The organism is Neisseria sp. 27098_8_112 (assembly GCF_041433235.1).
Classification (GTDB): domain Bacteria; phylum Pseudomonadota; class Gammaproteobacteria; order Burkholderiales; family Neisseriaceae; genus Neisseria.
In genome coordinates this window covers 37022-49231 of the sequence record NZ_JAPWBB010000011.1, presented here as the reverse complement: position 1 = coordinate 49231, position 12210 = coordinate 37022, and the positions used below count along the sequence as shown (strand labels likewise).

Below are 12210 nucleotides of genomic sequence, written 5' to 3'. Positions count from 1 at the left end.
CCGGTTTTCAGACGGCCTGATGTTTTATAAGGCGATAAAACGGTAGCCTTCGGCATTGACTTCGAGAATGGAGGCGTAATTGTCGCGCCAGTCGCCGAGTACGATGCGGGTGTAATCGGCGTTGCGGTGGATATTTTCGCGGTGGGTATGGCCGTGAATGAGCAGGGGCGTGTGGAAGCGTTGGACGGTTTCGTGGGTAAAGGCCGGATTGACGTCCATGATGTCGGCGGTTTTGTGTTGTTTGTCCTGTTTGCTCTGCTTGCGGATTTTGGTGGCGATGTTTAGCCGGAGTGTGAGCGGCAGGAGCAGGAACAGGCGTTGCAGCCATTTTTGATGGACGGTACGGCGGAATTTTTGATAAGAATGGTCGTCGGTGCAGAGAGTGTCGCCGTGACAGAGCAGGGTGGGTGTGCCGAACAGGTCGATAACGGCGTACTCGGGTAGTAAGGTCATGCCGGTGTCGCGGGCAAAGGTTTTGCCGATGAGGAAGTCGCGGTTGCCGTGGATAAAATAGCAGGCAATGCCGCGCTCGGTCAGGCTGCGGATGGTTTGTTTGATGGTTTGAACCAAAGGGCTGTTTTCGTCATCGCCGATCCAAAAATCGAAAAGGTCGCCAAGAATGTATACGGCTTGGGCGTGGACGGCTTTTTCTTGCATAAATTTCTGGAAGAGTGCGGTCAGTTGAGGATGGGATTCGCTCAGGTGTAAATCGGCGATGAAGTAAATTGGCATGATGATGTGGGACGTGTGGGAAGAGTTTTATTATAACTTGGGTTGTCGCGTTTGGATTTGGGCTTGGTGTTTTTCGTTTGTAATGCGGTGATTTTATTGTTTTGATTAGGTGTGATAAAGGCCGTCTGAAACATTTTTTCAGACGGCCTTTCCGGTTTATTGGGCTTTGCCCTGATAGGTGATTTGTTTCAGCGTCTCTTCTTGGTACAAATCGCTGATGGGGACGGTATAGAAGAATTCGTTGCTGCGGACAAAGCGGTTGACCAAGTCTTTGTCGAGATGGAGGACGTGGTGCCGTAGTTTGTTTAAACCTTTGAATATCATGGTGCTCCAACGCATATAGCCGTCTGAATTGGGGCGGATGTCGTTCATGGCATCAAGGGCGAGAAGTTTGCGGTTTTGTTCTTCTTTATCCAAAGGATGGGAATAGATGCTTTGGAAGTAAAACGGTTGCTCGGAGGGCGGCGGCAGACTGAGGGAAGAACCTACTTTGCCGATAGGGAAGTCATCGCTCAGATAATGTATGGTGTGCAAAAACAGATTGCCGCGGCGGTAATTGATTTTGCGCAGGGCTTCGATGGCGGCCAGTGCAGTATGTTGGTGGTCGGGATGCACATCAATATTGGGAGACGGCGTCACGATAATATCCGGCTGGAACGTTTCTATCAGATAGCCAAGGTTGTCCACCAAGCTGTTCCAAGTCGAGCCGGGCTTGAGATGTTTTGCCAATGGGGAGGTATTGGCACTGCGGAAAATATCGACATCGGTCGTATCGATTTTGGTCGATTTAATCTCTTTTTCCGGATTTTGGCGCATGGCGGTCAATGTGTTGTCGAAGTAGCCCAGTTGCAGGATGTTTTCAGACGGCACACCGGCCAAAAGGGGAACGGTCAGGCTGTTCCAAACACGCATCCTACCTTTTTGCAGATATTGTGCCTGGGTGTCGCAGTCGCACGTGCTATAAAGGTTGCCATAGTGGAAGCTGCCACCTTCGCTGGCGGTTAAGGTGCAGATCATTGAATTGGCGGCGTGTTTTTCATACAAACCGTATGCACTTAATTCGGCATCGTCAGCATGAGGTGCGAGGACAAGGATTTTTTTGCCGTCGAGGTTTTCTCGCGGATAAACAGAGAGTTCGATTTCTTGGTCGGGCAAGGTTAGGTATTTGCCTTCCAAACGGATGGTTTTATCGCTGTCGGAGAAGGTGTCGCTCAGATTGATATAGCGCACGCCTTTTGCGCCGTATTCGAAATATTGCTTCCATTTGCCTTTAGATGAAATGGTTTCAACAAAAGGCAATACCAGCAATCCTGCCCAAGTGGATTTGATGCGGATTTTGGCAATGACGGTATCCCGTCCGCTGACAGTGGCGGGCAAGGTTAGGCTGCCGCCTTTGAGGGTTGCATGCGCGGTAGAGGGGAGGGAGGGATAGTTATAGTCTTGGTGTGTGTTATAGGCAAACTGTTTTTTGTGAATAATTGAAGTAATAATAAACAACAAAATAAAAAAAGTCAGTATCAGCCCCGTCAGTAACAGAAACATTGTTTGGTTCCTTTATTGTTGTAACAGTCATGATAGTGCTTGTGGAGCTTATTTGTTTGTTTTTCTTACAAACGGTTGTTTTTTATACTCTAACGTCATTAAAGTGAACGTTTAAAATAAAACAGTTTGCGGGTTGATTATATATAAACGATCAAAATGTAGAAAGGCCGTCTGAAAAGTTTGAAAGAAATTTCAAAAATTTCAGACGGCCTTGATATTTTAAAGGTTAAGCCGATAAATTATGCTTCTTTTGTTTCAACTGCTTTCTGACGCAGACGCAGGCTCAATTCGCGAAGTTGTTTGTCGTCGACCACATTAGGTGCATTGGTCAGCAGACATTGTGCACGTTGTGTTTTCGGGAAGGCAATCACATCGCGGATGGATTCTGCACCGGTCATCAGGGTAACCAGACGGTCGAGGCCGAATGCAAGGCCACCGTGAGGAGGCGCACCGAATTTCAGGTTGTCCAAGAGGAAGCCGAATTTCTCTTGTTGCTCTTCAGGGCTGATTTTCAGCGCGGCAAACACTTTCTCTTGTACGTCTGCACGGTGGATACGGATAGAGCCACCGCCGATTTCCCAGCCGTTCAATACCATATCGTAGGCACGGGCCAGGCAGTTTGCAGGGTCGGAAACCATCAGGTCTTCATGACCTTCTTTAGGCGCGGTGAACGGATGGTGTACGGCAACGTAGCGGTCAGCTTCTTCGTCGTATTCGAACATTGGGAAATCGACAACCCACAAAGGCTTCCATTCGTCTACGAAGTAGCCGTTGTCTTTGCCGTGTTCCAAACCGACTTTAATACGCAGCGCGCCGATGGCTTCGTTCACGACTTTGGCTTTGTCTGCGCCAAAGAAGATGATGTCGCCGTTTTGCGCGCCGGTACGCGCGATGATTTCTTTCAGGGCATTTTCAGACAGGAATTTCACGATTGGAGATTGCAGGCCGCTGTCTTCGCCGTTGGAGAGGTTGCTCACATCGTTTACTTTGATGTATGCCAGACCTTTCGCGCCGTAGATGCCGACAAATTTGGTGTATTCGTCGATTTCTTTGCGGCTGAATTTCGCGCCGTTAGGCACGCGCAGAGCGACTACGCGGCCGCCTTTCATGTCGGCTGCGCCACGGAAAACTTTAAATTCTTCCGTTTTCATCAGGTCGGTCAACTCGGTAAATTTCAAGTTGATGCGCATATCTGGTTTGTCAGAGCCGTAGTAGAACATGGCTTCAGAGTAAGGCATGCGTGGGAAGTCGCCCAAATCCACTCCCAATGCGTCTTTGAAGACTTGTTTGGCCATGCCTTCGGTGATGTCCATGATTTCATCCTCGTTTAAGAACGAGGTTTCCAAGTCGATTTGAGTGAATTCAGGTTGACGATCGGCACGCAAGTCTTCGTCACGGAAACATTTGGTGATTTGGTAGTAACGGTCGAAACCGGCAACCATCAACAGTTGTTTAAACAATTGTGGAGATTGCGGCAGAGCGAAGAATTCGCCCGGATGAACGCGGCTTGGTACGAGGTAGTCGCGTGCGCCTTCCGGAGTGGAGCGGGTCAGCATCGGCGTTTCGATGTCGATGAAGCCTTGTGCATCCAAGTAGCGGCGAACGCCCATGGCCACTTGGTAACGCAGGCGCAGGTTGCGTTGCATGGTAGGACGGCGCAAGTCGATAACGCGGTTGGTCAGGCGAACGTTTTCGCTGATGTTTTCATCGTCGATTTGGAACGGAGGCGTAGCAGCAGCGTTCAAGACTTCGATTTCTTTGGCAAGGATTTCGATTTTGCCGGAAATCATTTTGTCGTTGGTTGTACCTTCAGGACGGTTGCGTACGCGGCCGGTAATGCTCAAGACGTATTCGTTGCGGGAAGAGTCGGCAGCGGCAAATGCTTCCGGAGTGTCAGGGTCGATAACGACTTGAACGATGCCTTCGCGGTCGCGCAGGTCGATAAAAATCACACCGCCGTGGTCGCGTCGGCGGTGTACCCAGCCTTTGACGGTAACGGTTTGGTCTAAGTATTGCTCGCTGATAAGGCCGCAATAGTTGGTACGCATAAAATCACCTTTTTATATTGTTCAATTTGAAAAAGAAGGAAAGGCCGTCTGAAAAAAGAAGACCTTAATTGTTATGTTCGGTATCACCGTCTTCTGACGGTTTTTGGGCGGGTAGGGCTTTAACCGGTAAGTCGTCCGGCATCACCATGCCCAGCGAAATTACATATTTCAATGCCTGATCCACACTCATGTCCAGCTCGCGAACGTCGTTTTTTTTAACCATGATGTAATAGCCGCCGGTCGGGTTGGGCGTGGTTGGGACGTAAACGGAAATATAGTCGTCATCTTGCGGCAGGCTGCCTTTGAGTTTGTCGGGGATATGACCGGAAACAAAGGCTATCGTCCAAATGCCCGGTTGCGGAAAGGGAACCAGTACGGGGGTTTTGAACGAGCGGCTGCTGTCGGAGAGCAGGGATTCGGAAACTTTTTTAACGCTGGAGTAGATGGATTTGACGACGGGAATGCGTCCTAAAAGGCTGTCCCACGCGCCGAGAATCCGTCTGCCTAAAACGTTGGCGGCAAATACGCCGGTAACGAACAAGACGACGGTGGCGGCAACAATGCCCAAACCGGGTATGTTGAATCCCCAGAAATGCTGGGGCTGCCAGCTTTCCGGTAATAGGTTGATCAGTTTGTCGGCGGCGGAGATGATATAGCTCATCGCCCAGATGGTTACGGCAATCGGCAACCAAACCAGTACGCCTGTAATCAAGTATTTCTTTAAAGCCTTGGCGATTTTTCCGCTTTCGGCTGCGGCTTCTGTCATCTTTGTTTCATTCCGGCAAGTTTTGCCCAAACTTTGCATTATACGCGTTTGGGAGCTAGGAAACGAGTATTTTAAACGAATGGCTTGTTTTGTTTTATTGTTTCAGACGGCCACCTTGATTGCACAGGCCGTCTGAAACAATATGGAGAATTAGATTCCGTCCCAGTCGTTGAACATCAGGCCGAAGCCGATGCCGTTTTGTTTGTGGTTGTAGTCAATCAGGCTTTCGCCATAGCCGTGAAAGCCGCGGACAACGCCTTTGAGTTTGCCTTTGATGGGGAAAGTATAGGCCGCTTCAACGGCGCCACGTCCGCTTTTCGGGTTGTAACGCAGGACGGAATAAACATTTTGTTTGTCATTGAAGCGGTATTGGACTTTCAAGTCGCCGTAGCCCATGTATTTGTTGATGTCCGGATTGTCATCGTCATCCCCTTTTTGGTCGAAGGCGCGCATCCAAACTCTAGGAATAATGGTCAGCTTGCCCCATTCCATGCCTGCCATGGCGTAAACCCGGTTCCATGAGCGTGATTCGGGGCGGCTTTGACCGTTGGACTGGTGAACAAAACCTGCGCCGACCATGCGCAGTTTGCCGCCGAAAGGCAGGTCTGCTTTAACGGGTTGGGTAATGAAGATTTCGGGCTCGTAGTCGGTATTGCGGAACGGAGCGGATTTGCGGCCTTGGTTAAAGATTTGCCAGTCGGATTTTTGGGTATAGCCAAACCATACGTCGGCACGGGTTTTGAATAAATCTTCGGCAATCTTGCTTTTGAAGGAAACCTGCATTTTGGTTTCTAGGCGTTTTTGCTCGCTGAATTTTTCCTGCGTAGTTATGCCGCGACTGGGGGATTCCGGGTAATAGTTGGGGCTGCTGTTGTACCAAACGGGCATGAGGTACATAGGGTTGTGCTCGCGTACGCTTAACAGGCCGCGTGTGTCGTTTTTATCCAAATCGTACATCAGGCTTAAAGGCGTATAGCTGTCGGCAGTGTCGCTTAATACGTCGTCTGAAATATTCGGATGGGTAGGGTTGTCGAATACGATGGCTGCTTCTTTTTTCTCAATGCTCTTACGCACGCTTTTTTCGAGGTCAACCGGTGTTTTGGCGGTTTCGGTTTGCGCTTGCGGCAGTGGGGATTGCGGAGGGAGTTGCGCCGAGTAGATGTTGTCGTAACACGCCAAACGGGTGGCGTTGTCTTGAATGGTGGTGCAGTGTAGGGCGGTATCGGCGGCAGCCAGCGGGGCGGCAGCAATGAATCCGATACTTAGGGAATGTTTCAACATCTTGTTCATGAGAGTTTCCGTTGTTTTTCAGACGGCCTGATGAGAGGGTAAAGGTTTTATTTCGTCAGTTTGGGCTGTGAATACGGCAATGCCCCTGAAAGGCAAGACCTCAGGGGCATCGTATCAGCTCGATTATCCTGCTTTGGTTGTCAGGATTTCCGGCATCTGCGTCAGTATTAAGCCAAAGCTTTTACTTTAGCAGACAGACGGCTTTTATGACGGGCTGCTTTGTTTTTGTGGAATACGCCTTTGTCAGCGATACGGTCGATGACTTTAACGGATTCTTGGTAAACTGCTTGAGCAGCAGCTTTGTCGCCGGCTTCAACTGCTTTCAACACTTTTTTCACAGCGGTACGGAATGCAGTACGCAGGCTGGCGTTGTGGGCGCGTTGTTTAACCGACTGGCGGGCACGTTTGCGGGCTTGTGCGCTGTTTGCCATATTGAATATCTCCTGAAAAATAAATTCTGTAAACGCGCAATTTTAAAGACAGATTTCCTTATATGCAAGCTTTTTCTCTATAAACGCGCGCAAATCAGCCGTATTTTGCCCAAAAACGACAGCCGGTGCAACGCTTTTGGTAAAAAGATGGTGTTGCTTTGCCTTATTTCAATAAAAATCAGATGGATATTGCTTTGCGTTTGCTTACGTTTCCATTACAATAGCCTAACTCTGCGCCGGGGTGTTTATGGGGTGCAGGGTTTCTTATTTATTGACATTAACCACTCTTTCATCAGGAATCTGCCCGTATGAAAAAATCTGTATTAGCCGTATTGGCCGCATTGTCTTTGGCCGCGTGCGGCGGTGGCGAGAAAAAAGCCGAGCAACCTCAAGCAGGCAGCGCGCCTGCTGCCAATGCCGAGGTAGCCGCTACCGATACTTTGAATATCTACAACTGGTCAAACTACGTTGACGAAAGTACAGTCGAAGACTTCAAAAAAGCCAACAATTTGAAGCTGACTTACGATTTGTATGAAAACAACGAAACACTGGAAGCCAAAATGCTGACCGGTAAATCCGGCTATGACTTGGTTGTGCCCGGTATTGCCTTCCTGCCGCGCCAAATTGAGGCAGGTGCATACCAAAAAATCAATAAAGATCTGATTCCGAACTACAAAAACATCGACCCTGAATTGCTGAAGATGTTGGAAACTGCCGACCCGGGCAATCAATACGCCGTTCCTTATTTCTCCGGCGTGAACACTTTGGCGATTACCGCGAAAGGCAAGGAGCTTTTGGGCGGTCAACTGCCTGAAAACGGCTGGGATTTGCTGTTCAAACCCGAATACACCAACAAGCTGAAATCTTGCGGCATCGCGTTGTGGGATACCCCGAGCGAAATGTTCCCAATCTTGTTGAATTACTTGGGTAAAGATCCTAAAGGCTCGAATCCTGAAGATTTGAAAGCGGCGGCGGAAGTTTTGAAAACCATCCGTCCTGACGTGAAACGTTTCAGCCCTTCCATCATTGACGAGTTGGCGCGCGGCGACATCTGCTTGGCGGCAGGTAACGGTGGTGACTTGAACTTGGCCAAAGCGCGTTCTGAAGAAGTGAAAAATAATGTCGGTGTCGAAGTGTTGACTCCGAAAGGCATGGGCTTCTGGATTGAATCTTGGCTGATTCCGGCCGATGCGAAAAACATCGCTAATGCCCACAAATACATCAACTACACACTTGATCCCGAAGTGGCTGCGAAAAACGGTATTGCCGTAACCTTCGCACCGGCCAGCAAACCGGCACGCGAAAAAATGCCTGCCGAGCTGGTGAACACACGTTCTATTTTCCCGAACGAGCAAGACATGAAAGACGGTTTCGTCATGCCTCAAATGAGCGCAGATGCGAAAAAACTGTCTGTTAACTTGTGGCAAAAAATCAAAGTCGGTTCAAATTAATTGTGAGCTGATTGTTTGAAGCAAAGCAAAGGCCGTCTGAAATTTTTCAGACGGCCTTTTTTGTTGTTGGCGGGTTATTTATTCCAGTCTTTTACAAAAATCAAGACACTAGGGAAAGTATAATTACTGGAAAGACCTTGTACTTCACCTTCAGAATAAGCTAGTGTGGCAACAACTTTTCCATTTTTGGTGCAACTATAGGCATCGCTAAGTTCGTAATACATTCCTGATGATGGGGTATTTTTACTTACCATTACCTGGTTTATGTAATTTTCTTGGTAGGTGTTCGGTGTGCTAATTTCACCCGAATGATGTGCGCACCATGCCTGAAAGGTGTCTTTTGCTTTTTGAATGATATGTCGGTCATTTCCATAACTATCTGTTGCGGCATAGTTCTCTAGCCTCTCTCCATTTTTTACTCCCTGGGTTTCTCTGCTTGTGGATAGATATGATAAAGCTTTCGAGATTTGCTGTACGGTTTGGTTTACAGCACCAATCGGCAGCCATTTATTGCTAAATTCGCTAAATGGTAAATGCAGATTATCGTGAAGTTCACTGTGTTCAAGCGTTAAAGGTTGGTTTGTTTTAAATAATCCAGGATCCGTAGCCGAGCAAGCACTAAGCATAATGCTAAAAATAGATAGGGAAACAAATTTAATGGTTCTCATTATGTACCTCTAAAAGAATTATAGAAGGTTAGGGCTAGTAGAGATTTTTCTTGCAATCAGCAATTGCTTTTTTGAAAGGTAGGGTTAATTTGTCTATTTCATTTTGTATTTGTCGTGATGGATGTATCTCAGTTCGTTTAAACCAGTAATTTTTACCACTAGAGCGATTTTGTATCTCAACTAAATCCTTACCTTTTGTATTGATGATTAAGTTGATATCGTTGATAGTATCACTAATCTTAAGGTTTTTCCTCCATGATGATATTAACCGGTCTTGAAGTTTTTCAATTTTTAGCTGGGGTTCTCTGATGCACTCTTCCCTGGCTTGATAAATACGCTGCTGTTCTTTTTCTTCTTGTAACTTTAGATTCTTTCTGGCTTCTAGCAAATTATTTCCTTGTTCGGTCATATGGATTTCTTGAGTGTTAAAAGAAATAGTTATAGAGGTATTATCTATGCCTGAGCAAGAAACATTTACGAAAGAGTTATATCCTGTAAAAGTTAAAGATGGGAAAACCACTGCTTCAGAGTTTGGGTAAGTTTCTATATTTGGGAGGTCAGATGACCAAACTCCGTGGTTTTGCTCACACCAATTTCGTAAATGGTAGTGGAGAAGTCGATAACTCTTGTTGTCCCTGTCAAAAAACGCATTTATTTTGTAAGTATATGTATCTACTCTAATGTTGTTTAGATATGTAGATTTTTTAAATTGAATATCAAGTTTATCAAATAGTTCTTGAATATTGAGTCCGTTATGTTTGGCATTGCTTCTATCAGGTAGTGCAGCATGGGTGAAATAAGGAATACACATCAAGACTAATAGTATAATTTTTTTCATATTAATTCTCTCCGAGATGCTGGAAAGTTAGGAACCTGCTTAGTTTTTGTTAGGCTAATGTTGCCGTTGTATCGGATCATCTGTATGCGTTTGGGTAGTTGTTTTCGTTTTCTTATTAAATACCAATATATTACCGCTTCAATGCCAGCGTCAACACACCCGCGGTTACCAAACCTAAGCCTATCCACTCCTGCGTACTTGGGCGTTCGTCTAAGAAAACGACGGCCATCAGGGCGACCAAGACCAGGCTGAATTTGTCGACGGGCGCGACTTGTGAGGCGTTGCCCAGTTGCAGGGCTTTGAAGTAGGCGAGCCAAGATGCGCCGGTAGCGAGGCCGGATAGGATGAGGAATGTCCAGTTGCGGCCGGTAAAGCCGTTTACGCCCTGCCATTTGCCGGTGTAGGTTAAAAACAGTACCAAAGCGGCGAGGATGACCAAGGTGCGGATAAAGGTGGCGAAATCTGAATCTATGCCCTGTAAACCCATTTTGGCGAAAATGGCGGTCAATGAGGCGAAGCCTGCCGATGCCAATGCCCAAAACAGCCATGCGTTGCTGCTCATGTTTTATTCCTTTGTTTCAAATTGTTGACAATATGAATCCGCTTGTTGATGAGATATCGAAATTTTCACTGCGGTTTGTCTTTGGAAAACGCTATAATAGAACTAATATTCTTTTTCTTCCAGCCGTCTTTATTATATTGTTTCAGACGGCCTTTCCCTCTCTCAATAAAGGAAAATCATGAGCTTCAAAACCGATGCTGAAATTGCCCAGTCTTCCACCATGCGCCCGATTGGTGAAATTGCCGCCAAGCTGGGTTTGAACGTTGACAACATCGAGCCCTATGGTCACTACAAAGCCAAAATCAACCCTGCCGAAGCGTTCAAACTGCCGCAAAAACAAGGCCGTCTGATTTTGGTTACCGCCATCAACCCGACTCCGGCGGGCGAAGGTAAAACCACTGTAACCATCGGTTTGGCGGACGCGTTGCGCCATATCGGCAAAGACTCGGTTATCGCTCTGCGCGAGCCTTCTTTGGGTCCGGTGTTTGGTGTTAAAGGCGGCGCGGCGGGCGGCGGCTATGCCCAAGTTTTGCCGATGGAAGACATCAACCTGCACTTTACCGGCGACTTCCACGCCATCGGCGCGGCGAATAACTTGCTCGCCGCCATGCTCGACAACCACATCTACCAAGGCAACGAGTTGAACATCGATCCGAAACGCGTGCTGTGGCGTCGCGTGGTCGATATGAACGACCGTCAGTTGCGCAACATCATCGACGGCATGGGCAAACCTGTTGACGGCGTGATGCGTCCCGATGGTTTCGACATTACCGTTGCGTCCGAAGTGATGGCGGTATTCTGCCTTGCTAAAGACATCAGCGATTTGAAAGAGCGTTTGGGCAACATCCTTGTCGCCTATGCCAAAGACGGCAGCCCTGTTTACGCCAAAGATTTGAAAGCGAATGGCGCGATGGCGGCATTGCTCAAAGATGCGATTAAGCCTAACTTGGTACAAACCATCGAAGGCACGCCTGCCTTTGTACACGGCGGCCCGTTTGCCAACATCGCCCACGGCTGCAACTCCGTTACCGCCACCCGACTGGCGAAACACCTTGCCGATTACGCCGTAACCGAAGCAGGCTTCGGCGCGGATTTGGGTGCGGAAAAATTCTGCGACATCAAATGCCGTCTGGCGGATTTGAAACCTGATGCGGCTGTTGTCGTCGCCACCGTCCGCGCTTTGAAATACAACGGCGGCGTGGAGCGTGCCAATCTTGGCGAAGAAAACCTCGAAGCCTTGGCAAAAGGTCTGCCTAATCTCTTGAAACACATTTCCAACCTGAAAAACGTATTCGGCCTGCCTGTGGTGGTTGCCATCAACCGCTTTGTGTCCGACTCAGATGCTGAGTTGGCCATGATTGAAAAAGCCTGCGCGGAACACGGCGTCGAAGTTTCCCTGACTGAAGTATGGGGCAAAGGCGGCGCGGGTGGTGCAGACTTGGCGCATAAAGTCGTTAACGCCATCGAAAATCAACCGAATAACTTCGGCTTCGCCTACGATGTCGAATCGAGCATTAAAGACAAAATCCGTGCAATTGCCCAAAAAGTGTACGGCGCGGAAGACGTCGATTTCAGCGCGGAAGCGTCTGCCGAAATCGCTTCACTGGAAAAACTGGGCTTGGACAAAATGCCGATCTGCATGGCGAAAACCCAATATTCTTTGAGCGACAACGCCAAACTGTTGGGCTGCCCCGAAGGCTTCCGTATTACCGTGCGCGGCATTACCGTTTCTTCCGGTGCGGGCTTCATCGTTGCGTTATGCGGCAATATGATGAAAATGCCGGGTCTGCCGAAAGTTCCGGCTGCCGAGAAAATTGATGTGGACGCAGAAGGCGTGATTCATGGCTTGTTCTGATTTAGATTGATTTTGAAATAGATAAAG

11 protein-coding genes are annotated in these 12210 nt (G+C 48.1%); 2 read left to right on the top strand and 9 right to left on the bottom strand.

The window, feature by feature from the left end:
• Window positions 1-24: 24 nt before the first annotated feature.
• From lpxH to rpsT, 6 genes are all read right to left on the bottom strand, one after another.
• Window positions 25-735, bottom strand: coding sequence for a UDP-2,3-diacylglucosamine diphosphatase (lpxH, locus tag O3682_RS08350; RefSeq protein WP_440360847.1), 711 nt, complete (start codon window positions 733-735; stop codon window positions 25-27).
• 153 nt (window positions 736-888) lie between these two features.
• Window positions 889-2274: a PIG-L deacetylase family protein gene (locus tag O3682_RS08345; protein ID WP_371509554.1), complete on the bottom strand. Its 1386-nt coding sequence runs from the start codon at window positions 2272-2274 to the stop codon at window positions 889-891.
• 239 nt (window positions 2275-2513) lie between these two features.
• Window positions 2514-4322, bottom strand: coding sequence for an aspartate--tRNA ligase (gene aspS, locus O3682_RS08340; RefSeq protein ID WP_070850753.1), 1809 nt, complete (start codon window positions 4320-4322; stop codon window positions 2514-2516).
• Window positions 4323-4386: 64 nt separating this feature from the next.
• Window positions 4387-5088 (bottom strand): DUF502 domain-containing protein, encoded by a 702-nt coding sequence (locus O3682_RS08335; protein ID WP_371509553.1) that lies wholly within the window; start codon window positions 5086-5088, stop codon window positions 4387-4389.
• Between the two features lie 150 nt (window positions 5089-5238).
• The gene (locus O3682_RS08330; RefSeq protein ID WP_371509552.1) at window positions 5239-6378 is read right to left on the bottom strand and encodes a phospholipase A; all 1140 of its coding nucleotides are present in this window, start codon (window positions 6376-6378) and stop codon (window positions 5239-5241) included.
• A 167-nt stretch (window positions 6379-6545) separates the two neighbouring features.
• Window positions 6546-6809: a 30S ribosomal protein S20 gene (rpsT, locus tag O3682_RS08325; RefSeq protein WP_002212556.1), complete on the bottom strand. Its 264-nt coding sequence runs from the start codon at window positions 6807-6809 to the stop codon at window positions 6546-6548.
• A gap of 308 nt (window positions 6810-7117) precedes the next feature.
• Between rpsT and O3682_RS08320 the strand changes: the two genes are divergently transcribed.
• Window positions 7118-8260 carry an extracellular solute-binding protein gene (locus O3682_RS08320; RefSeq protein ID WP_371509550.1) on the top strand — a complete coding sequence of 381 codons (1143 nt, stop codon included), beginning with the start codon at window positions 7118-7120 and terminating at the stop codon, window positions 8258-8260.
• A gap of 74 nt (window positions 8261-8334) precedes the next feature.
• Here O3682_RS08320 and O3682_RS08315 read toward each other — a convergent pair whose 3' ends face one another.
• From O3682_RS08315 to O3682_RS08305, 3 genes are all read right to left on the bottom strand, one after another.
• Window positions 8335-8928 carry a hypothetical protein gene (locus tag O3682_RS08315; protein WP_371509549.1) on the bottom strand — a complete coding sequence of 198 codons (594 nt, stop codon included), beginning with the start codon at window positions 8926-8928 and terminating at the stop codon, window positions 8335-8337.
• A gap of 34 nt (window positions 8929-8962) precedes the next feature.
• A complete protein-coding gene (locus O3682_RS08310; protein ID WP_371509547.1) occupies window positions 8963-9766 on the bottom strand; it encodes a hypothetical protein in 804 nt (267 codons plus the stop codon).
• Window positions 9767-9896: 130 nt separating this feature from the next.
• The gene (locus O3682_RS08305; RefSeq protein ID WP_003680126.1) at window positions 9897-10328 is read right to left on the bottom strand and encodes an EamA family transporter; all 432 of its coding nucleotides are present in this window, start codon (window positions 10326-10328) and stop codon (window positions 9897-9899) included.
• Window positions 10329-10506: 178 nt separating this feature from the next.
• Between O3682_RS08305 and O3682_RS08300 the strand changes: the two genes are divergently transcribed.
• Entirely contained in the window at window positions 10507-12183 is a 1677-nt protein-coding gene (locus O3682_RS08300) for a formate--tetrahydrofolate ligase (RefSeq protein WP_371509545.1), read from the top strand.
• The last annotated feature ends 27 nt before the right edge of the window (window positions 12184-12210 follow it).